A 21,562-nucleotide genomic window follows, 5' to 3' on the forward strand; every position below is an offset into this window, starting at 1 on the left:
TCATCATGTCCAACATTCACGGCATCATCGGTTACACCATCACCCCGTTCAACGCCAACGGCGAAGGCCTCGATCTGCCGGCCCTCGGCCAATCCATCGATCGCCTGATCGACAGCGGCGTTCACGCCATCGCCCCGCTGGGCAGCACCGGCGAAGGCGCCTATCTGAGCGACGCCGAATGGGATCAGGTCGCCGAATTCAGCATCCAGCACGTCGCCAAACGGGTGCCGACCATCGTCAGCGTGTCCGACCTGACCACCGCCAAAGCCGTACGCCGCGCACGCTTCGCTGAAGCCCACGGCGCTGACGTGGTGATGGTGCTGCCCGCCTCCTACTGGAAACTCACTGAAGCGGAAATCCTCGCTCATTACCGCGCCATCGGCGACAGCATCGGCGTGCCGATCATGCTCTACAACAACCCGGCCACCAGCGGCACCGACATGTCGGTCGAGCTGATTCTACGCATCGTCAATGCGGTGGAAAACGTGACCATGGTCAAGGAGAGCACTGGCGACATTCAGCGCATGCACAAGCTGCAATTGCTCGGTGAAGGTCAGGTGCCGTTCTACAACGGCTGCAATCCGCTGGCGCTGGAGGCGTTTGCCGCCGGGGCCAAAGGCTGGTGCACCGCCGCGCCAAACCTGATCCCGCAGCTGAATCTGGATCTGTATGCGGCTGCGCTGGCCGGTGATCTGGAACGCGCACGCGAGCTGTTCTATCGCCAGTTGCCGCTGCTGGATTTCATCCTCAAGGGCGGTTTGCCAGCGACGATCAAGGCCGGACTGCGGGAGACGGGGCTGGAGGTTGGTGATCCGCGCTTGCCGGTGTTTCCGTTGAGCGAGGCGGGACAAACGCAACTGCAAACCATCCTGAAAACCCTGCGCTGATCTCAGGCAAAACAAAAATCCCTGTAGGAGCTGTCGAGTGAAACGAGGCTGCGATCTTGTGATCCTGCTCTTTACCATCAAGATCAAAAGATCGCAGCGTGCCGCAGCTCCTACAGAGGGGTGTTCCGGGTTCAGAGCACCGGCAGGGTCTTGTCCTTGATCACTTTGCTCGGCCCGTTGGCCTTGACGCTGGCGATGCCTTTGGCGCACGCGGCGTCGTTGGAGTAGGACTCGCTGCTGCCGATGATCTGGTGGTTGGCAGCCTTGAGGTTGAAGTAAGGATGACCATCCTTGGTGGTCTTTTTCTCGTAGCGTTCATCCAGCGGGCTGTTGGTCTGCACCGAAGCAATACCGCTGTCGGCTGCCGCACGAGTGGTGTAGAGCTCGCTGGTGAGAATGGTTTCGGCGTTGGCGGCTTTCAGCACAAACCTGAACTGGCCGTTGCTGCTTTTGCTCACTTCGTACCATCCGGACATGCTCGATTCTCCTTGGCGGTTGAGGGGTTTCGCGCTTCAGAGTAAAGACCAGCCCAAGACTTCTGTCGCCTGTAACGGCCCCATCGCGGGCAAGCCCGCTCCCACAGAGTTCGTCAGCGATCACAAAATTTGTGAGCACCAGAGAAACCTGTGGGAGCGGGCTTGCCCGCGATGGGGTCAACTCGGTCAGGACTGTTTCACCACTGCCCGCACTACCGACAACTGCGGCTCCGTCACCCGCCGCTGACTCAGATAGCGCGTACAACTCACCCGCAGGAACGAAGCAAAATTCACCACCTCGCCGCGATAATCCATCACCTCCTCATACAGTTTGGCGATCAACTGGTTGGTGGTCATGCCATCGACTTCGGCGATTTCGCTGAGGATGTCCCAGAACTGGTTTTCCAGGCGCAGCGTCGTCACCACGCCGCAGATACGCAGTGAGCGCGAGCGGGATTCGTAGAGAATCGGGTCGGCCTTGACGTAGAGCTCGCACATCGGCGAATCCTCGTTACAGGGTGATTTGGGTGCCGAGCAGGCCGAGGAAACCGGCCAGCCAGTTCGGATGCGCCGGCCAGGCCGGTGCCGTGGCCAGATTGCCTTGAACGTGGCCGTCGGTCACCGGGATATCGATGAACGTGCCACCGGCCAGCCGTACTTCCGGGGCGCAGGCCGGATAGGCGCTGCATTCGCGCCCTTCGAGAACGCCCGCTGCCGCCAACAGCTGCGCGCCGTGGCAGACCGCGGCAATCGGCTTTCCAGCCTTGTCGAAGGCGCGCACCAGCTCCAGGACTTTTTCGTTCAGGCGCAGGTATTCCGGCGCTCGTCCGCCGGGGATCAGCAACGCGTCGTAATCGGCCTCGGCGACCTTGGCGAAGTCGAAGTTGAGGGCGAACAGGTGCCCGGGTTTCTCGCTGTAGGTCTGGTCGCCTTCGAAGTCATGGATCGCGGTGCGTACGGTCTTGCCGGCGGCCTTGTCCGGGCACACGGCGTGCACGGTGTGGCCGACCATCTGCAGGGCCTGGAACGGCACCATCACTTCGTAGTCTTCGACGTAATCGCCGACCAGCATCAGGATTTTTTTCGCGGCCATGGGGAGGACTCCTCTGGAAATGGGCTTGCAGGAGTCTTCAAGGTAGACCTTATCCGTTTAGGCGGGTAACAACCGGCTACTACGCCTCCCTCGCCACAGGGGATCCAACTGTATGGATAACTCTGTGCCTGGCTGTACCAGCCCGAGCGCCCCGGTTTATGGCTTGATTAAGGTAATCCCCTGCCACCCTCTATTCTGGTTCTCATCATGTCCTCACGCGAAAACACCGGCATGGCCCTCGGCCTGCTTGGGGTTGTGATTTTCAGCCTGACCCTGCCCTTCACCCGGATCGTGGTGCAGGAACTGCATCCGCTGCTCAATGGCTTGGGCCGTGCGCTGTTCGCGGCGATTCCGGCGGCGGCGCTGTTGCTGTGGCGGCGCGAGAAGTGGCCGAGCTGGCAGCAGATCAAAGGCCTGAGCCTGGTGATCGCCGGGGTGATTCTCGGCTTCCCGGTGCTGTCGGCGTGGGCCATGCAAACCTTGCCGGCGTCCCACGGCGCGCTGGTCAACGGGTTGCAGCCGCTGTGCGTGGCGCTGTATGCGGCGTGGCTGTCCCATGAACGCCCGTCGAAAGCCTTCTGGGCCTGCGCCGCGCTGGGCAGTGCGCTGGTGCTCGGCTACGCGTTGTACACCGGGGCCGGCAGCATTCAGGCCGGCGACTTGTTGATGCTCGGCGCGATTGCCGTGGGTGGTCTGGGCTATGCCGAGGGTGGCCGTTTGGCCAAGGAAATGGGCGGCTGGCAGGTGATCTGCTGGGCGCTGGTGCTGTCGACGCCGCTGCTGATCGGCCCGGTGTTGTATCTGGCGCTGCAACATCAGGGCGCGGTGTCAGCCAAGACTTGGTGGGCGTTCGGCTACGTGGCGCTGTTCTCGCAGTTTCTCGGCTTCTTCGCCTGGTACGCCGGACTGGCGATGGGCGGGATCGCGCGGGTCAGTCAGATCCAGTTGCTGCAGATCTTTTTCACCATCGCGTTTTCGGCGCTGTTCTTTGGTGAACATGTCGAGCCGATCACCTGGGTGTTTGCCTGCGGGGTGATCGCGACGGTGATGCTCGGGCGCAAGACCGCCATCAAACCCCATGTGGGAGCGAGCTTGCTCGCGAAGGGGCCCTAACAGTCGACATCATCGTTGACTGTCAGCCCGCTTTCGCGAGCAAGCTCGCTCCCACAGGATCAGAGGAAGCCGTCCGAACGCAACAGGGTTTCCAGGCAGTGCTCGCTGATGTTGTAGAAGTCCTTGAGTTCCTGAATCTTCACCAGCAGTTGGGCCGGGTCCACCGGCTCGGCGCGCTTCACCGCGAGAATCATCTTGTTCTTGTTGGTGTGTTCCAGCGAGATGAACTCGAACACCTTGGTCTCGTAACCACAGGCTTCGAGGAACAGCGCTCGCAGGCTGTCGGTGACCATTTCCGCCTGTTGGCCCAGGTGCAGACCGTATTGCAGCATCGGCTTGAGCAGTGCCGGGCTCTGGATCTGCAGGCGGATCTGCTTGTGGCAGCATGGCGAACACATGATGATCGACGCGCCGGAGCGGATACCGGTGTGGATCGCGTAGTCGGTGGCGATGTCGCACGCATGCAAGGCAATCATCACGTCCAGTTCGCTCGGCGCCACGCTGCGCACGTCACCGCACTTGAACACCAGGCCCGGGTGTTCCAGTTTCGCCGCGGCGGCGTTGCACAGGTTGACCATCTCCTCGCGCAGCTCGACGCCGGTGACTTCACCCTCGGCCTTCAGCGTGTTGCGCAGGTAATCGTGAATCGCGAACGTCAGGTAGCCCTTGCCCGAACCGAAATCCGCGACCCGCACCGGTTTGTCCAGCGCCAGCGGTGAGGAGGTCAGCGCGTGGCTGAAGACTTCGATGAACTTGTTGATCTGCTTCCACTTGCGCGACATCGCCGGGATCAGCTCGTGCTGAGCGTTGGTCACACCCAGGTCCTTGAGGAACGGTCGGCTCAAGTCCAGAAACCGGTTTTTCTCACGGTTGTGCTCGGCGGACGGCGCTTCACGCAATTGCTGAGGTTTGCTCTTGAACAGCGAAGACTTGCCCTTTTTGCTGTATTCGAGCTGGGCTTCGTCGGTCACAGTCAGCAAATGCGCATTCTTGAACGCCACCGGCAACAGCTCGGCAATCACCGCCACGCCTTCGCTCAGCGGCAGGTTCTTGGTGATGTCGCGGGTCTTGTAGCGATAGACGAACGACAGGTTGGGCTGCGCCTTGACCGTCACCGCTTTGATGATGATCCGCTGCAGCTCCGCCTCTTCGCCCACGTACTTGGCCAGCACCAGCTTGATGAAGCCGTTCTGTTCGAGGCTGGTTTGCAGCAGCTCGATGAACTGGGCGTGATGATCGGGCACCGGTTTGGCAGACGGCGCGGATGGGGCGTTAACGGACATGAACAAGCAGCCTCGGGCGGGGCGAAACGGGAATGGCGGGTATTTTAGGGGGGATGGCGGTTGGGGACACGCTCTTATTTACCCAACGGCTTTAAAAGCGCCCTCACCCTAACCCTCTCCCGGAGGGAGAGGGGACTGATTGGGGGATATTGAAGAGGTTCACCGACTTGAAAGAGTGCCTTTGAATCCATAATCGACTCGGTTTCTCAGGCCGATGTCGAGCGCAAGACATCTCGGTCGGCTCCCTCTCCCTCCGGGAGAGGGCTGGGGTGAGGGGCTTCTAGGCCAGCACCACCAACCGATTGGGCAATTCATTCCTCACCTGCGTCACCGGCACATGCACCTTGAGCAACTCACCGCAGGCCTCGATGCAGGTGATGAACCCCTCAAGCGTGCGCCCCTGCCGCACCTGCTCGGTGAACGCGGCGACAATCGCGTCCCAGCTCTTGTTGTCCAGCCGCCGGGAAATCCCCTCGTCCACCAGAATTTCCACGTAACGTTCGGCCTCGCAGACAAAGATCAGCATCCCGGTACTGCCGACGGTGTGGTGCAGGTTCTGTTCGAGAAACTGGCGCCGTGCCAGGTTCGATGCGCGCCAGTGCCGCACGCGGCGCGGGATCAGGTGGGTGGTGACCTTCGGCAGACGAAACAGCAGGCACAGGACGATAAACAGCCCCCATTGCACCAGCAACAGGCTGCGCATCGTCATCCAGCCGCTCAGGTAGTGAACGATGCCCGGCACCAGCAGCGCCAGCAGGCTGGCCCACAGCAGCGGGATGTATGCGTAGTCATCGGCGCGCGCCGCCAGCACCGTTACCAGTTCGGCGTCGGTGTCGCGCTCGACCCGGGCGATCGCCTCGGCGACTTTGCGTTGTTCGTGTTCGGTCAGTAATGCCATGTCGAAAAGTGCCTGATCATTATTGTTGTGTGTTCACCAGCCGCCGGACGATCCGCCGCCGCCAAAACTGCCCCCGCCGCCGCTGAAGCCCCCGCCTCCACCGCCGCCGCCAAATCCACCCCCACCGAAACCGCCGCCTCCGGAGCCGCCACGGCCGGCGGGAAGGATACCGAGCATCTGGCAGACAAACACGGTCAGGATGAACAACACCACCAGAAAAACGAACAACAGCGGATGACGCGAGACAAAATCGCTCTGCGGATCGCCGCTCGACTCGTACACCGTCGATGGTTCGTCCAGAGGATTGCCGCCGAGCACCACCAGCATCGCGGCCACGCCGTCGCTGATGCCCTTGCTGAAATTGCCGGCCTTGAACGCCGGGGTGATCACTTGATGGATGATCACCGAACTCTGTGCATCGGTCAGCCGATCTTCCAGCCCGTAACCGACTTCGATGCGCAGCTTGCGCTCGTCCCGGGCGACGATCAGCAGCGCGCCGTTGTTCTTGTCCTTCTGGCCGATGCCCCAGTGCCGGCCCAGTTGCACGCCATAATCCTCGATGGTGATGCCCTGCAGATCAGGCACCGTGACCACCACCAACTGCTCGCCGGTGGCCTGCTCGTGCGCCTGCAATTGCTGGCTCAACTGGGCGCGCACCGAGGGCTCGAGCATCTGCGCCTCGTCCACCACTCGCCCGCTCAGCGCCGGGAACGTCAACTCGGCCCGGGCGCTGACGGCGAACAGCCAGAGCATCAGCACCAGGCCTATCTTCAACACACGCATGAATAACCTCGGGTCAGAACTTCACTTCCGGGGCCTTTTCCGCGCCGGGAGTGGTGGCTTCGAAGGTTTCGCGAATCGGCAGGTCGCTGTACATCACGCTGTGCCAGAGGCGCCCGGGAAACGTGCGGATCTCGGTGTTGTATTTCTGCACCGCCAGAATGAAATCGCGCCGCGCCACGGCAATCCGGTTTTCCGTACCTTCGAGCTGCGACTGCAAGGCGAGGAAATTCTGGTTGGCTTTCAGGTCGGGATAACGCTCGGACACCACCATCAGCCGGCTCAGGGCACCGCTCAACTGATCCTGGGCCTGCTGGAACTGCTTGAGTTTTTCCGGGTTGTCGAGGGTGCTGGCATCGACCTGGATCGACGTCGCCTTGGCCCGCGCTTCGACCACGGCAGTCAGGGTCGCTTCCTCATGCTTGGCGTAGCCTCTGACGGTTTCCACCAGGTTGGGGATCAGGTCGGCACGGCGCTGATACTGGTTCTGGACCTGGCCCCAAGCGGCTTTCGCCTGTTCGTCGAGGGTCGGGATATTGTTGATGCCACATGCGGTCAACAAAGTGGCAAGCACCAGCAACGTGGCGACCTGCAGACGCGAGCGGTAGGTTGGACTGACATTCATCAAAGTGATGCTCCCTGGCGTATTTCATAAAAAACCGACCGTGAAACCTTCTGCATCGGCGGTTGGGGCATAATCGGCCGCGCCACTGGATTGCAACGGGCCGATGGGCTAAAAAGAGGCCCTGCGCAAACGCTGCCGACGGTCGGCGGGCGTTTTTGGCTCGGTCATTTTGAGCCTGCACCCGAACAACAATAGTCGCTCCCTAACTTTTGGCTGGCCGGCATTGCATTGCCGTTTGGGCCCTCGAGAAAAATATTCATGAAGAAGCTGTGTTTGCTGGGCCTGTTCGTCAGCCTGGCCAGTCATCAAGTATTGGCCGCCACGACCCCGGTACCCCTGGAAAACAAGGACGCGTTCATCAGCAATCTGATGAAGCAAATGACCCTCGATGAAAAGATCGGCCAGTTGCGCCTGATCAGCATCGGCCCGGAAATGCCCCGCGAGTTGATCCGCAAAGAGATCGCCGCCGGCAACATCGGCGGTACGTTCAACTCGATCACCCGCCCGGAAAACCGCCCGATGCAGGACGCGGCGATGCGCAGTCGCCTGAAGATTCCGATGTTTTTTGCGTACGACGTGATCCACGGTCATCGTACGATTTTCCCGATTCCGCTGGCCCTGGCCTCGAGCTGGGACATGGGCGCCATCGGCCAGTCCGGGCGCATTGCCGCCAAGGAAGCTGCGGCCGACAGCCTCGACATCACCTTCGCACCGATGGTCGACATCTCCCGTGATCCGCGCTGGGGCCGCAGCTCCGAGGGTTTCGGTGAAGACACCTATCTGACTTCGCGCATCGCCAAAGTGATGGTCAAGGCCTATCAGGGCGATACCCCGAGCGCCGCCGACAGCATCATGGCCAGCGTCAAGCACTTTGCCCTGTACGGCGCAGTCGAGGGCGGCCGCGACTACAACACCGTGGACATGAGCCCGGTGAAGATGTACCAGGACTACCTGCCGCCGTACCGCGCCGCGATTGATGCCGGCGCCGGTGGCGTGATGGTCGCGTTGAACTCGATCAACGGCATCCCGGCCACCGCCAACACCTGGCTGATGAACGACTTGCTGCGCAAGGACTGGGGCTTCAAGGGCCTGGCCGTCAGCGACCACGGCGCGATCTTCGAGCTGATCAAGCACGGCGTGGCCGCCGACGGTCGTGAAGCGGCGAAGCTGGCGATCAAGGCCGGCATCGACATGAGCATGAACGACACCCTGTACGGCAAAGAGCTGCCGGGGCTGCTCAAGTCCGGCGAGATCGAACAGAAAGACATCGACAACGCGGTGCGCGAAGTACTCGCCGCCAAGTACGACATGGGCCTGTTCAAGGACCCGTACCTGCGTATCGGCAAGGCCGAGGATGATCCGGCCGACACCTACGCCGAAAGCCGTCTGCACCGCGCCGAAGCCCGTGACGTGGCACGTCGCAGCCTGGTGCTGTTGAAGAACCAGAACGACACCCTGCCGCTGAAGAAAGACGCGAAAGTCATGCTGGTCGGTCCATTGGCCAAGGCACCTATCGACATGATGGGCAGTTGGGCCGCTGCGGGTAAACCGGCGCAGTCGGTCACGCTGTTCGACGGCATGCGCTCGGTGATGGGCGACAAGGCCAACCTGATCTACGCCCGTGGCGCCAACATCACCAGCGACAAGAAAGTGCTGGATTACCTGAACTTCCTCAACTTCGACGCCCCGGAAGTGGTCGATGATCCACGCCCGGCCAATGTGCTGATCGACGAAGCGGTGAAGGCCGCCATGGACGCTGACGTGATCGTCGCCGCCGTTGGCGAATCCCGTGGCATGTCCCACGAGTCCTCCAGCCGCACCGACCTGAACATCCCGGAAAACCAGCGCGAGTTGATCCGTGCCCTGAAAGCCACCGGCAAACCGCTGGTGCTGGTGCTGATGAACGGCCGGCCGCTGACCATTCTCGAAGAGAACCAGTCGGCTGATGCAATTCTGGAAACCTGGTTCAGCGGCACCGAGGGCGGCAACGCCATCGCCGACGTGCTGTTCGGCGACTACAACCCGTCGGGCAAACTGCCGGTGACCTTCCCGCGCTCCGTGGGCCAGATCCCGACCTACTACAACCACCTGAGCATTGGCCGGCCGTTCACGCCGGGCAAACCGGGCAACTACACCTCGCAGTATTTCGATGACACCACGGGCCCGCTGTTCCCGTTCGGTTACGGCTTGAGCTACACCCAATTCGCCCTGAGCGACATGGCGCTGTCGTCAACCACGCTGAACGCCACCGGCAAGCTCGACGCCAGTGTCACCCTGAAAAACACCGGCAAACGTGACGGCGAAACCGTGGTGCAGCTGTACATTCAGGACGTCACCGGCTCGATGATTCGCCCGGTGAAAGAACTGAAGAACTTCCAGAAAATCATGCTCAAGGCCGGCGAACAGAAAGTCGTGCACTTCACCATCACCGAGGATGACCTGAAGTTCTACAACGCCCAGCTCAAGTACGCGGCCGAGCCTGGCAAGTTCAACGTGCAGATCGGCCTGGATTCGCAGGATGTGACACAGCAGAGCTTTGAGTTGCTGTAACACCTGAAACCCTATGCAAAAACCTGTGGGAGCTGGCTTGCCAGCGATGAGGCCAGCACATTCAACATCTCAGTTGACTGTCAGGCCGCCATCGCTGGCAAGCCAGCTCCCACAGTGTTACGGGTGTGACTGCTAGCCGCGGCGATCGAGAATGTTGACCACCAGCCGATCCACCCAGCCCCAGATCCGCTGCTTCACCCGCCGCCACAGCGGCCGGCGCTGCCACTCCTCCAGACTGACCTGCTGACTCAGGCCGAAGTCCTTCTCGAAACTCTGCACCACCGCTGCCGTCAACGACGGATCCAGTGCCTCCAGATTCGCCTCCAGATTGAAGCGCAGATTCCAGTGATCGAAGTTGCACGAACCGATGCTCACCCACTCGTCCACCAGCACCATTTTCAGGTGCAGGAAGCACGGCTGATATTCGAAGATCTGCACCCCGGCCTTGAGCAGGCGCGGGTAGTAGCGATGGCCGGCGTAACGTACCGACGGGTGATCGGTGCGCGGTCCGGTGAGCAATAGCCGCACGTCGACACCGCGGGCAGCGGCCTTGCGCAGCGAGCGACGGATTTTCCAGGTCGGCAGGAAATACGGGGTGGCCATCCAGATGCGTTTCTGTCCGCTGTTCAAGGCGCGGAACAGCGACTGCAGAATGTCGCGATGCTGGCGGGCATCGGCGTAGGCCACGCGGCCCATGCCCTCGCCCATGTCCGGGACCTTGGGCAAGCGTGGCAGGCCGACATGCGCCGAAGGTTTCCAGGCCCGACGATGGCGATTGGCGATCCATTGACGGTCGAACAGCACTTGCCAGTCGAGCACCAGCGGACCGCTGATTTCCACCATCACTTCATGCCATTCGCTGCTGTCCTGACCCGGCGTCCAGAACTCATCGGTGACACCCGTGCCGCCGACCACCGCCAGACGCTGATCAACCAGCAACAGTTTGCGATGATCGCGATAAAAGTTGCCGACCCAACGCCGCCAGCTCAGGCGATTGTAAAAACGCAGTTCAACCCCGGCCTTGATCAGGCGCTGACGCAGGTGCAGGGTAAACGCGAGACTGCCGTAGTCATCGAACAGGCAGCGTACCCGCACCCCGCGCTCGGCAGCCTGCACCAGCGCCTGCACCACGGCTTCGGCGCAGGCGCCCGCCTCCACCAGATACAACTCGAGTTCGACCTGTTCTTCGGCGCGGGCAATTTCCACCAGCATGCGCGGGAAGAATTGCGGGCCGTCAATCAACAGTTCGAAGCGGTTGCCGTCCCGCCACGGGAACACCGCGCCGCGCATGTCAGCGCGCCGTGAAAATCAGCACCGCACCCACCGGCACCGACAGACTGATGGCCGACAGGCCAGCGAGGTTACGCAGGGTTTCCAGGCCCGGCACCAGGTCGAAATCCTCGGCGTTGATCACCAGCGGTTCCAGGGTCACCACTTGAAAACGCCGGTCATCGAGGCGGGTTGCCAGCAACTGCGCCGGGTATTCATGTTGCTTGCCGTGCAGGTTGACGGTCAGTGGCAAACGCAATTCCAGCTGCGCGCCGGGGGCCAGATCGTTGATCGGGCGCAGGTCGATCCGGGTGCTGATGGTCGCTTCGGGGAATTGCTCGATCTGGAACAGCTCCTTGCGCATGCGCTCGTCGCGCAGGGGGATGCCGCTGTTGATCGAATCCAGCTCGACTTCGACTTCGGCGCGGCCATCCGGATCGACCTTGCCGTGCAACACCAGGAAGCGCTGCACTTCGGAAATGTGGGCGTTTTTCGTGCTGACGAACGACAGCCGCGACGACTCGCCATCCAGATACCAGTTGGCCTGCGCCGGCAGCGCGGCGGCGGCCAGCAGCAGACTGGCGAAGGCTTTATAGAGGGAGCGGTTGAACATTGAATACTCGTGGGGGCGATAAACCTGCACGAACCTTAACCGCCCACGCCGTTATTGCAAACTGATCGCCGCAAATCTATCGATTGGTGAAACCTGCTGTGGGAGCTGGCTTGCCAGCGATAGCGTCGGGACAGGCTATCTCTCTGTTGACTGATACACCGTCATCGCTGGCAAGCCAGCTCCCACGGGGTTATCTATTGACTTGAGGATTGAGGCGGCAACCTTGCCGTTCACCCAGCCACTGCGCGCGGTTGCTGCGGCCCATGCCACTGACGGTGACGGTTTTGCTCGCGCTGTCATCGGTAAAACCGCTGGTCGGCAGCCACTGTTTCACATAACCCCGACAATATTCAGCCTGGTTGTTCATCACGTAGCGACACGAACAATATTCCTTGGCCGTGTACGCACTGATGATGTCGGGGAACGCCCACAGATTGTCGCGTTCGAGCCAGATCCAGCCGAGCAGCACGATCAGCGCCAGCAGCAACACCCGCTTCAACAGCTTCATGGCTGCACCGCTTTGAGCACGCGTTTGAGCAATTCGTTGTGGCGATAGCTGCCGTCGCGATCATCGGCGTAACGCACGATCAGCAGTTTCTCGCTGGGGATTACATACAGCGCCTGCCCCCAATGACCGAGGGCGGCGAAGGTGTCGGGCGGCGCGTCGGGCCATGGCGCGTCGGGCCATGGCGCGGCGGCGCCATCCGCCGGGCGATTGAGCCACCACTGGCCGCCGGGCACCGCTTCGTCCTGATGCGCCTTGTAGCCGGCAAATGGCTCACGGTTGAAGGCGATCCAGTCCTTGGGCAGTAATTGCCGGTCGCGCCAACGTCCGTCGCGCAGCATCAACAGGCCAACCCGCGCCAGATCACGGGCGGTGAGATACGCGTAAGAGGACGCGACAAACGTGCCGCCGGCATCGGTTTCCCACACGGCATGGCGAATGCCCAACGGCTCGAACAGCGCCGTCCACGGATAGTCGGGATAACGCTCGGGGCCGACCATGTTCTTCAGCGCCGCCGCCAGCAGATTGCTGTCACCACTGGAATAACGGAACGCCTGCCCCGGCGGCGCGTAGGCGTCGTGATCGGCGGTGAACGCGGGCATGTCGCGCTGCCCACGGGTGTAGAGCATCGCCACCACCGAGGATTTCAGCGGGGCGTATTCGTAATCTTCCTGCCAGTCCAGACCGGAAGCCCAGTGCAGCAGGTCCGCCATGGTGATCGCCGGGTGTTTTTCCAACGCCGGATAAAACTTTGAAACGGGATCATCCAGTTTGAACAAGCCTTCGCCATACGCCACGCCAAGCACCGTGGCCATCAGACTCTTGCTGATCGACCAGGTCAGGTGCGGGGTTTCGGCACGGGTCGGACCGGCATAGCGTTCGTAGATAACCTGACCGTCGCGAATGACCAGCAAGGCGTCGGTGCGGATGCCCTGGCGGGTGTCGTCGTCGCGGGGTGGGAAGGCGTAGGCCTCTAATGCCTCGACTGCTGCGCCGCTGTTTTTTGCGCCCGTTGGCCATTGTTCATCCGGCCATTGCTCGGCCTGGACCGTGAAGCTGATCAGCAGCAGGAACAGGGACAGGCCTTTGATCATGGAAAAATCTCAACGGACGGGTGCAAAGATCATGGCCCAGAAAAATGACAATCTCCCGATCACTGCGGCAGCTCCTACAGCGTAATGTGCAGGGCTTTGGCCAAGCGCTTGGCCCGCGCGGCGGCCGCCAATTGCATCACCGACTGATCACGCTGCCACATCTGCGCCCACTCCGGGTTGCCCTCGGCCAACGCCTGATCGATCTCGTTCTTCAGCGCATCAAACTGCGCAAACAACCCGCCCAGCAACACGTGTCCGGCCGGATTGTTCGGCGGCTGGCGACTCGCTTCCGCACAGCCGGCCAGCAGCGCCAGCAAACGCAACAGCAGCGGCTGCGACCAGCCACTGTCCTGACCGACGCCATACAGCCACGCGGTCATCGCGCTCAGCACATAGACATCTTCCAGGCTGCGGAACGGCTTCACATAAGCATCCCAGCCATCCCCCGCGAGCAACTCGCACAACGCGCCGTCCAGGTGCAGACGACCGTGGCTGATGTCCGGCATCAGCGGCAGCGCCGGGAGCTTTTCCACACGCACGCCGGGCTCGCCGGGATAGACCACCGCCAGACTCAGACGCGGTTTTTCACCGGGCTCTTCACTGCGCGCGGCGATCAACAGCCAGTCCGCCGCATCCCCGGCGGTGACGAAATCCTTGCGCCCGCTCAGGCGCAAATCGCTGAGACGGGTCTGCATGTCCGCCGGGCGCAGGCTGCGCTGTTCGGTCGCACACAACGCGCCAAGACTCGGCGGCGCGCTCGGCCAAAGCATGCGCAACGCCGCCTGATACCCCACCAGAAACGCCAGCCCCGGCGTCGCCATGCGCCGCCCTCCGGCCACCGCCAGTTCGAATGGCGTCACGTTGCCCAGTTGATGCAACAACGTGGCGAAACCTTCCGCCAGATCAGCGACGGCGGGCAGGCGTTCAGGGCTTTCGAGCAGGCTGGGCCAGGGCATAAGAGGCTCCTTGTGGGCTGTCATACAAGCATCACCAAACGTTCATGGCGATGACACCGGGGCTACATAGCCTGACTTTGCACAACATGGCTGCATAAAGAAAGTCGATCGGCTGCAACCCACGACGGGTTCAAGGCCCGTACGGAGATTCAAATGACTCAGATCGCCCGCATCAGCGACACCGGCAATGAACGCCGCCTGCAAGCCGAACGCCTGATCGGCGCCGAGGCCTTGCAGCAAGCCCAGGCCTTGCGCTTCAGCGTCTTCAGCGGCGAATTCAACGCCAAGCTGAAAGGCGCGGAACTGGGTCTGGACATGGATGACTATGATGTTCACTGCAGCCACATCGGCGTGCGTGACCTGAACACCGGGCGTCTGGTCGCCACCACCCGCTTGCTCGATCACACCGCCGCCAGCAGCCTGGGCAAGTTCTACAGCGAAGAAGAATTCAGCCTGCACGGACTGGCGCACCTGCAAGGTCCGATCCTCGAAATCGGCCGTACCTGCGTCGATCCGGCCTACCGCAACGGCGGCACCATCGCTGTGCTTTGGGGAGAACTGGCCGAAGTGTTGAATCAGGGCGGCTACAGCTACCTGATGGGTTGCGCGAGCATCCCGATGCAGGACGGCGGCGTGCAGGCTCACGCGATCATGCAGCGTCTGCGCGAACGTTATCTGTGCACCGAACACCTGCGCGCCGAACCGAAGAATCCGCTGCCATCGCTGGACATTCCGTCGAACGTGATCGCCGAAATGCCACCGCTGCTCAAGGCCTACATGCGCCTGGGCGCGAAGATCTGCGGCGAGCCGTGCTGGGACGAAGACTTCCAGGTCGCCGACGTGTTCATCCTGCTCAAGCGCGACGAACTCTGCCCGCGCTACGCCAAGCACTTCAAGGCGGCCGTGTGATGAGCCGGCTGCGCGTGTACGCGCGAATCGCGCGGGTGCTGCTGGTGGTGACGCTGGGCCTGACCATGGCCAGCGTGTTCGGCGTATTCGAACGTCTGGGCCTGGCGCACTCGATGCAACGTCGGCAGCGCTGGTCGCGTTTCTTCATGGCACGTTTGAGCAATGCCCTGCCCTTTCGCGTAACGGTGCACGGCGAGTTGCCGCAGCAGCCGATGCTGTGGGTCAGCAATCATGTGTCATGGACTGACATTCCACTGCTGGGCATGCTCACGCCGCTTTCGTTTCTGTCCAAGGCCGAAGTGCGCACCTGGCCGGTGGCTGGCTGGCTGGCGGCCAAGGCCGGCAGCCTGTTCATCCGTCGCGGCTCGGGTGACAGCCAGTTGATCCGCAAACAGATGACCCGCCATTTGCAGACGCAGCATCCGCTGCTGATGTTCCCGGAAGGCACCACCACCGACGGCCGTTCGCTGCGCACTTTTCACGGTCGCCTGCTGTCGGCGGCCATCGATTCCGAGGTGATGCTGCAACCGGTGGCGATCCGTTATCTGCGCAATGGCGAGATCGACGCGCTGGCGCCGTTCATTGGTGACGATGATTTGCTGTCGCACCTGATGCGTCTGTTCAGCAATGATTGCGCCGATGTTGAAGTGCATCTGCTCAAGCCGATCGCCTGTCAGGGCCGCGAGCGTGCGGCACTGGCGTTCGAAGCGCAGCAGGCGGTGCAGAAGGCGTTGTTTGGCGCGATTCCGGAAAAGCAAAAACCCCCGATGCGCCCGGCCATCGCCGCCTGAAATACAACCGCTAAAATCACCCTCGGCCCCTGTGGGAGCTGGCTTGCCAGCGATAGCGGTAGACCAGCCGACACGAATGTTGAATGTGCCGACGCCATCGCTGGCAAGCCAGCTCCCACAGGGATTCAGGGTGTTGTTGAGGATTGTGCGAAGTCTTGCAATTGCGGGTAGAACAACGCGAAGTCCTCACTCAGCGGCTCATACAACCGCCGCAACTCCTGCATCGCCATCGCCAGTTCCTCCGGCCGGGTCAGGCGCCGGGAGATCCCGCGCAGCACCTGCTCCAGCACTTCAAACGCCTGATACGAACCCAGCCAGTCATTGGCAACCATGTGCGGTGCGATCTTCGCCAGGCGTTCGGGCAATTGCCGTTCATTCGACAGCACCCGGTACACGTCGCGGGTGAAGTCCTCCAGCGGCTGATCGGCGTACAGCGTCCAGTCCCGCGCCAGGCAATGGTCGAAAAACACATCGAGGACAATCCCCGCGTAGCGCCGCCGGGTCTCGGTGAAACGCCCGAGGGCGATGTCCACCACGGGGTGGCGATCGGTGAACACATCAATCCGCCGATGCAGCTGAATTGCCGCTTCGATCTGCGGCGCAAATTGCCCTTGCAGGCGTCCTTTGACGAAATCGCCATACAGACTGCCGAGTAATTGCTCGGGGTGCTGGCCTCCGAGGTGTAAATGTGCGAGATAGTTCATGGGCGCAGCTTAGCACTGCGCGCTTTCATCGTTACAGCACACGTATCGTTATAACCCGATATACCGATTTATACGGTCGTCAGATCAAATTCATATTGGTATATCGCGAAATACCGATTTAAAGTTCGCCTCATCGCGATATAGCGCTACACATCACGAGCACAAAGCCATGAACCTCGACCTCGACGAAATAATAAAAGCCCTGGCACACCCAGTACGGCGAGACATCCTTATCTGGCTGAAAGACCCCAAAGCCCAGTTTCCTGAGCAGATACACAACCACGAGTACGGCATCTGCGCCGGGCAGATCGATCAACGCTGCGGCCTGTCGCAGTCGACCGTCTCCGCCCACCTGGCGACCCTGCAACGCGCAGGTCTGATCAGCAGCCAGAAAGCCGGCCAGTGGCACTTCTTCAAACGCAACGAGGACGTGATCCAGGCGTTCCTCGACGCCATCGTCAAAGAGCTCAGCGCTCCCACAAGGAATTGATTCAAATGCCCCTCTCGCTACTCATCCTGGCCTTGAGCGCCTTCGCCATCGGCACCACCGAGTTCGTCATCATGGGCCTGTTGCCCGATGTGGCGGCCGACCTCAAGGTGTCGATTCCCGGCGCCGGCTGGCTGGTGACCGGTTACGCCCTGGGCGTGGCCATCGGTGCGCCGTTCATGGCACTGGCCACCGCCAGACTGCCACGCAAGGCTGCACTGGTAGCGCTGATGGGGATTTTCATCGTCGGTAACCTGCTGTGTGCCATCGCCGGTGACTACAACGTGCTGATGTTTGCCCGTGTCGTCACGGCGCTGTGCCATGGTGCGTTCTTCGGTATCGGTTCTGTAGTAGCCGCCGGGCTGGTCGCGCCGAACAAACGGGCGTCGGCCGTGGCGCTGATGTTCACCGGCCTGACCCTGGCCAACGTGCTCGGCGTGCCACTGGGCACGGCGCTGGGTCAGGAAGCCGGCTGGCGTTCGACCTTCTGGGCGGTGACCGTGATTGGTGTCGTGGCGCTGATCGGCCTGATCCGCTTCCTGCCGGCCAAGCGTGACGAGGAAAAACTCGACATGCGCGCCGAACTCGCCGCCCTCAAAGGCGCCGGCATCTGGCTGTCGCTGAGCATGACCGCGCTGTTCGCCGCGTCGATGTTCACCCTCTTCACCTACGTCGCGCCGCTGCTCGGTGATGTCACTGGTGTCTCGCCAAAAGGCGTGACCTGGTCCCTGCTGCTGATCGGCCTCGGTCTGACGGTGGGCAACATCATTGGCGGCAAACTGGCGGACAAGCGTCTCGGCGCCACCCTGATCGGCGTGTTCGTGGCGATGGCGGTGGTTTCCACCGTGCTGAGCTGGACCAGCGTTGCGCTGATCCCGACGGAGATCACCCTGTTCCTCTGGGCCACCGCTTCGTTTGCCGCCGTCCCGGCGCTGCAAGTCAACGTGGTGACCTTCGGCAAGGCGGCCCCGAATCTGGTGTCGACCCTGAACATCGGCGCTTTCAACATCGGCAACGCCTTGGGCGCCTGGGTCGGTGGCAGCGTCATCGCCCACGGTTTCGGCCTGACCAGCGTGCCCCTGGCCGCCGCGGCGCTGGCCGTGCTCGCGCTGCTGGTGACCCTGATCACTTTCCGTCAGAACGGCAATGCCGACCTGGCCCCTGCTACCCACTGATTAACCACTTCACTGACGAGGGTTGTACACATGGCAACTATTTTCGATCCGATCAAACTGGGCGACCTCGAGCTGTCCAACCGCATCATCATGGCTCCGCTGACCCGCTGCCGCGCCGACGAAGGCCGCGTGCCGAACGCGCTGATGGCTGAATACTACGTACAGCGCGCGTCGGCTGGCCTGATCCTGTCCGAAGCCACTTCGGTGACGCCGATGGGCGTCGGCTACCCGGACACCCCAGGCATCTGGTCCAACGACCAGGTGCGCGGCTGGACCAACGTGACCAAAGCCGTGCACGCTGCCGGCGGCAAGATCGTCCTGCAACTGTGGCACGTCGGCCGCATCTCGCACCCGTCGTACCTCAACGGTGAAGCTCCGGTCGCGCCGAGCGCCATCCAGCCCAAAGGTCACGTCAGTCTGGTGCGCCCACTGGCCGACTACCCGACCCCGCGCGCGCTGGAAACCGCTGAAATCGCCGAGATCGTCGAGGCCTACCGCACCGGTGCCGAAAACGCCAAAGCCGCCGGTTTCGATGGCGTGGAAATCCACGGCGCCAACGGTTACCTGCTCGACCAGTTCCTGCAAAGCAGCACCAACCAGCGTACCGACAACTACGGCGGCTCTCTGGAGAACCGTGCGCGCCTGCTGCTGGAAGTGACTGACGCAGCGATCGACGTCTGGGGCGCCGGCCGTGTCGGCGTGCACTTGGCACCCCGCGCCGATTCCCATGACATGGGCGACGACAATCTGGCCGAGACCTTCACTTATGTGGCTCGCGAGCTGGGCAAGCGCGGCATCGCCTTCATCTGCTCCCGCGAGAAAGAAGGCGCCGACAGCCTCGGCCCACAGCTGAAAGAAGCTTTCGGCGGCGCGTACATCGCCAACGAACGCTTCACCAAGGACAGCGCCAATGCGTGGCTGGCTGAAGGCAAGGCTGACGCGGTAGCGTTCGGCGTACCGTTCATTGCCAACCCGGACCTGCCGGCGCGCCTGAAGGCCGATGCCCCGCTGAACGATCCGCGCCCAGAGCTGTTCTACGGCAAGGGCCCGGTCGGTTACATCGACTACCCGACGCTGTAAACGTTATTCAGTACAAAGCAGCCGAAACGCAAAAGCCCCCGACTCGTGAGAGCCGGGGGCTTTTTCTTGGGCGTCCGGTACGGGGCAGCTAACATTCGTTCACAGGGACGACACAAAATCCCTACAAAATCCGTAGCTCGCTACGTTTAAACTCGCGGTTCGGGCGTCTGTAAAAGCAGGCCAATTGACATAACCTATGTCAATTACGCATTTTGTTTCATTTGCGCAGGCTGGGGCTCAGGCGCAGCATATCCAACCCTGTATCGACCCAACGCTCGGCCTCGGCATGCAGCTCAAAGCTGTCCGGCGCCAATAGCCATCCATACAGGAGGCCATCGATATACGCATGAATGCTGATGGCCGCGCGGGCAGTGTCGAGATCTTCCGGCAACTGGCCGCGATTGACCGCATTACGCAGGGTCAGTCCGATGCGCAGATTGCAATCGAGACTGGCCGTGCGGCGCTGCTGGCGCAGATCGCACATTTCATCGGTGAATTCGCACTTGTGAAACAGAATCTCGTTAATGCGACGGGTCTTCGGATCCAGGGCAACCTGATGGAACAGATGGATCAACAGCTTGCGCATGCACCCCAGCGGATCGAGTTCATCCTCGCTCTCGCTGGCCTTGGCCAATTCATCCAGCGGTTCGTGCAGGCTGTCGAGCATCGCCTGCACCAGATCGGCCTTGTTGCTGAAATGCCAATAAATGGCACCGCGCGTAACGCCGGCCATTGTCGCGATATCCGCCAGGGTCGTGCGGGCCACGCCCCTTTCATAAAACGCTTTCTCGGCCGCTTCGAGAATCTGGCTGCGCGTTTCCTGAGCTTCCTCTTTGGTACGACGGACCATGGCAGTAAAACCTCAAACAGGATGTTTCAGGGATGGCTGAATATCCGCTGAATAAAGAGGGGGCCGATTTCTCACGAATCGGCTCCCCGGCCTACAATTTCAAACCTTGCGACGCATTTTGTAACAGGGTGGGTACGACGCCAAGCTATTTACAAACAACCATGAACGTAAGTATATTCCTTAGCAAGCTACTTATCCACCCGACCCGATTTTTTTACCCTTCCACACTTCTTGTGCGCATTTTGCGCGCCTGACCCGAGGATCTTCATGCAATTCAAGCCAGCTGTTACCGCTCTGGTCACTGCCGTCGCCCTGGCATCGCTGCTCAGTGGATGTAAAAAGGAAGAAGCGGCCCCGGCCGCTCCGCCTCCTCAGGTCGGCGTCGTCACCCTGCAACCACAAGCGTTCACCCTCACGTCGGAACTGCCGGGGCGCACCAGTGCGTACCGCATCGCTGAAGTCCGGCCACAGGTCAACGGCATCATTCTCAAGCGCCTGTTCAAGGAAGGCGCCGACGTCAAAGCCGGTCAGCAGCTGTACCAGATCGATCCGGCAGTCTATGAAGCGACCTTGAAAAGCGCCGAAGCCAATCTGCGTTCGACCAAGTCGATCTCCGACCGCTACAAGCAACTGGTCGACGAGCAGGCCGTGAGCCGCCAGGAATACGACACCGCCGTGGCCAACCGCATGGAATCGGAAGCGTCGCTGCAAAGCGCGCAGATCAATGTGAAATACACCAAGGTCTACGCGCCGATCTCCGGTCGTATTGGCCGTTCTGCGGTGACCGAAGGCGCGCTGGTCAGCAATGGTCAGGCCGACGCGATGGCGACGATCCAGCAACTGGACCCGATCTATGTCGACGTCACCCAGTCCTCGGTTGAACTGCTGGAACTGCGCCGCGAGCTGGAAAGCGGTCGCCTGCAGAAAGCCGGTGACAACTCGGCAGCGGTCAAGTTGACCCTGGAAGACGGCAGCCAGTACAAGCTCGACGGCAAACTGGAATTCTCCGAAGTATCGGTTGATCCAACGACCGGTTCCGTGACCCTGCGCGCCGTGTTCCCGAACCCGGATCACACCCTGCTGCCCGGCATGTTCGTCCGCGCCCAATTGCAGGCCGGCGTCAACGCCGCCGCCATTCTGGCGCCGCAACAAGGCGTGACCCGTGACCTCAAGGGCACCCCGACCGCACTGGTTGTCGGCCCGGACAACAAGGTCGAGCTGCGTCAGCTCAAGGCCAGCCGCACCGTCGGCAGCCAGTGGCTGATCGAAGATGGCCTGAAAGCCGGCGATCGTCTGATCACCGAAGGCCTGCAATACGTTCGCCCAGGTGCCCAGGTCAACCCGACCGAAGCGACCAACGTAGCCAAGAACCCGGCCCCCGCTCAAGCAGCTGACAAAGCCGCCGGCGGCAAAGGGGAGTAACT

23 protein-coding genes are annotated in these 21,562 nt (G+C 61.6%); 9 read left to right on the top strand and 14 right to left on the bottom strand.

All coding sequences use genetic code 11. The annotated features are described in order from the left end of the window. The first annotated feature begins 2 nt into the window (after positions 1 to 2). A complete protein-coding gene (locus B1722_RS07505; protein ID WP_174377386.1) occupies positions 3 to 887 on the top strand; it encodes a dihydrodipicolinate synthase family protein in 885 nt (294 codons plus the stop codon). Between the two features lie 131 nt (positions 888 to 1,018). Here B1722_RS07505 and B1722_RS07510 read toward each other — a convergent pair whose 3' ends face one another. The 3 genes from B1722_RS07510 to B1722_RS07520 form a co-directional block, all read right to left on the bottom strand. Continuing rightward, positions 1,019 to 1,363 (bottom strand): YegP family protein, encoded by a 345-nt coding sequence (locus B1722_RS07510; RefSeq protein ID WP_041070456.1) that lies wholly within the window; start codon positions 1,361 to 1,363, stop codon positions 1,019 to 1,021. Between the two features lie 186 nt (positions 1,364 to 1,549). Then, positions 1,550 to 1,861 (bottom strand): ribbon-helix-helix domain-containing protein, encoded by a 312-nt coding sequence (locus tag B1722_RS07515; protein WP_041070458.1) that lies wholly within the window; start codon positions 1,859 to 1,861, stop codon positions 1,550 to 1,552. Between the two features lie 13 nt (positions 1,862 to 1,874). Beyond that, the gene (locus tag B1722_RS07520; protein WP_086792055.1) at positions 1,875 to 2,456 is read right to left on the bottom strand and encodes a DJ-1/PfpI family protein; all 582 of its coding nucleotides are present in this window, start codon (positions 2,454 to 2,456) and stop codon (positions 1,875 to 1,877) included. A 207-nt stretch (positions 2,457 to 2,663) separates the two neighbouring features. Between B1722_RS07520 and B1722_RS07525 the strand changes: the two genes are divergently transcribed. Next, entirely contained in the window at positions 2,664 to 3,569 is a 906-nt protein-coding gene (locus B1722_RS07525) for a DMT family transporter (protein ID WP_086792057.1), read from the top strand. Positions 3,570 to 3,628: 59 nt separating this feature from the next. Here B1722_RS07525 and B1722_RS07530 read toward each other — a convergent pair whose 3' ends face one another. The 4 genes from B1722_RS07530 to B1722_RS07545 all read right to left on the bottom strand — a co-directional run bounded on the left by B1722_RS07530 (position 3,629) and on the right by B1722_RS07545 (position 7,155). Next, positions 3,629 to 4,852 (bottom strand): SAM-dependent methyltransferase, encoded by a 1,224-nt coding sequence (locus B1722_RS07530; RefSeq protein ID WP_086792059.1) that lies wholly within the window; start codon positions 4,850 to 4,852, stop codon positions 3,629 to 3,631. A gap of 280 nt (positions 4,853 to 5,132) precedes the next feature. Then, positions 5,133 to 5,750, bottom strand: coding sequence for a TPM domain-containing protein (locus B1722_RS07535; RefSeq protein ID WP_041070466.1), 618 nt, complete (start codon positions 5,748 to 5,750; stop codon positions 5,133 to 5,135). Between the two features lie 33 nt (positions 5,751 to 5,783). Next, positions 5,784 to 6,533 carry a YgcG family protein gene (locus B1722_RS29985; RefSeq protein ID WP_086792061.1) on the bottom strand — a complete coding sequence of 250 codons (750 nt, stop codon included), beginning with the start codon at positions 6,531 to 6,533 and terminating at the stop codon, positions 5,784 to 5,786. Between the two features lie 13 nt (positions 6,534 to 6,546). Further along, positions 6,547 to 7,155, bottom strand: a complete 609-nt coding sequence (locus tag B1722_RS07545) for a LemA family protein (protein WP_007963199.1) — start codon at positions 7,153 to 7,155, stop codon at positions 6,547 to 6,549. Positions 7,156 to 7,413: 258 nt separating this feature from the next. Here B1722_RS07545 and bglX point away from each other — a divergent pair, with 258 nt between their 5' ends. Next, on the top strand, positions 7,414 to 9,705 hold the full coding sequence (bglX, locus tag B1722_RS07550; protein WP_086792063.1) for a beta-glucosidase BglX: 2,292 nt from the start codon (positions 7,414 to 7,416) through the stop codon (positions 9,703 to 9,705). 132 nt (positions 9,706 to 9,837) lie between these two features. Here the strand turns inward: bglX and B1722_RS07555 are convergent, their stop codons facing one another. From B1722_RS07555 to B1722_RS07575, 5 genes are all read right to left on the bottom strand, one after another. Then, on the bottom strand, positions 9,838 to 10,995 hold the full coding sequence (locus tag B1722_RS07555) for a phosphatidylserine/phosphatidylglycerophosphate/cardiolipin synthase family protein (protein WP_041070472.1): 1,158 nt from the start codon (positions 10,993 to 10,995) through the stop codon (positions 9,838 to 9,840). A 1-nt stretch (position 10,996) separates the two neighbouring features. Continuing rightward, complete coding sequence (locus B1722_RS07560) at positions 10,997 to 11,587, bottom strand: YceI family protein (protein WP_041070474.1); 591 nt, start codon at positions 11,585 to 11,587, stop codon at positions 10,997 to 10,999. A 190-nt stretch (positions 11,588 to 11,777) separates the two neighbouring features. Beyond that, complete coding sequence (locus tag B1722_RS07565; protein WP_041070476.1) at positions 11,778 to 12,095, bottom strand: hypothetical protein; 318 nt, start codon at positions 12,093 to 12,095, stop codon at positions 11,778 to 11,780. Beyond that, positions 12,092 to 13,186: a serine hydrolase gene (locus tag B1722_RS07570; RefSeq protein ID WP_086792065.1), complete on the bottom strand. Its 1,095-nt coding sequence runs from the start codon at positions 13,184 to 13,186 to the stop codon at positions 12,092 to 12,094. Before B1722_RS07570 ends, B1722_RS07565 begins: the two co-directional genes overlap by 4 nt. Before the next feature lie 74 nt (positions 13,187 to 13,260). Then, positions 13,261 to 14,142, bottom strand: coding sequence for an acyl-CoA dehydrogenase family protein (locus tag B1722_RS07575; RefSeq protein WP_041070480.1), 882 nt, complete (start codon positions 14,140 to 14,142; stop codon positions 13,261 to 13,263). Positions 14,143 to 14,295: 153 nt separating this feature from the next. Here B1722_RS07575 and olsB point away from each other — a divergent pair, with 153 nt between their 5' ends. Beyond that, positions 14,296 to 15,051, top strand: a complete 756-nt coding sequence (gene olsB, locus B1722_RS07580) for an L-ornithine N(alpha)-acyltransferase (RefSeq protein WP_007963187.1) — start codon at positions 14,296 to 14,298, stop codon at positions 15,049 to 15,051. Then, on the top strand, positions 15,051 to 15,842 hold the full coding sequence (locus B1722_RS07585) for a 1-acyl-sn-glycerol-3-phosphate acyltransferase (RefSeq protein ID WP_086792067.1): 792 nt from the start codon (positions 15,051 to 15,053) through the stop codon (positions 15,840 to 15,842). Before olsB ends, B1722_RS07585 begins: the two co-directional genes overlap by 1 nt. A 125-nt stretch (positions 15,843 to 15,967) precedes the next feature. Here B1722_RS07585 and B1722_RS07590 read toward each other — a convergent pair whose 3' ends face one another. Next, positions 15,968 to 16,546: an ACP phosphodiesterase gene (locus tag B1722_RS07590; protein WP_041070485.1), complete on the bottom strand. Its 579-nt coding sequence runs from the start codon at positions 16,544 to 16,546 to the stop codon at positions 15,968 to 15,970. Between the two features lie 169 nt (positions 16,547 to 16,715). Here B1722_RS07590 and B1722_RS07595 point away from each other — a divergent pair, with 169 nt between their 5' ends. Genes B1722_RS07595 through B1722_RS07605 form a run of 3 tightly spaced genes read left to right on the top strand, consistent with a single transcriptional unit; the run spans position 16,716 to position 19,288 of the window. Continuing rightward, the gene (locus B1722_RS07595) at positions 16,716 to 17,036 is read left to right on the top strand and encodes a helix-turn-helix transcriptional regulator (protein ID WP_003222436.1); all 321 of its coding nucleotides are present in this window, start codon (positions 16,716 to 16,718) and stop codon (positions 17,034 to 17,036) included. A 5-nt stretch (positions 17,037 to 17,041) separates the two neighbouring features. Then, on the top strand, positions 17,042 to 18,208 hold the full coding sequence (locus tag B1722_RS07600) for an MFS transporter (RefSeq protein WP_086792069.1): 1,167 nt from the start codon (positions 17,042 to 17,044) through the stop codon (positions 18,206 to 18,208). 30 nt (positions 18,209 to 18,238) lie between these two features. Continuing rightward, entirely contained in the window at positions 18,239 to 19,288 is a 1,050-nt protein-coding gene (locus B1722_RS07605; protein WP_047292174.1) for an alkene reductase, read from the top strand. A gap of 217 nt (positions 19,289 to 19,505) precedes the next feature. Here the strand turns inward: B1722_RS07605 and emhR are convergent, their stop codons facing one another. After that, positions 19,506 to 20,138, bottom strand: coding sequence for an efflux system transcriptional repressor EmhR (emhR, locus tag B1722_RS07610; RefSeq protein ID WP_008080104.1), 633 nt, complete (start codon positions 20,136 to 20,138; stop codon positions 19,506 to 19,508). Positions 20,139 to 20,405: 267 nt separating this feature from the next. Here emhR and emhA point away from each other — a divergent pair, with 267 nt between their 5' ends. Then, positions 20,406 to 21,560 (top strand): efflux RND transporter periplasmic adaptor subunit EmhA, encoded by a 1,155-nt coding sequence (emhA, locus tag B1722_RS07615; protein ID WP_041070493.1) that lies wholly within the window; start codon positions 20,406 to 20,408, stop codon positions 21,558 to 21,560. The last annotated feature ends 2 nt before the right edge of the window (positions 21,561 to 21,562 follow it).

The organism is Pseudomonas sp. SCPG-7 (assembly GCF_002156405.1).
GTDB lineage: Bacteria > Pseudomonadota > Gammaproteobacteria > Pseudomonadales > Pseudomonadaceae > Aquipseudomonas > Aquipseudomonas parakoreensis.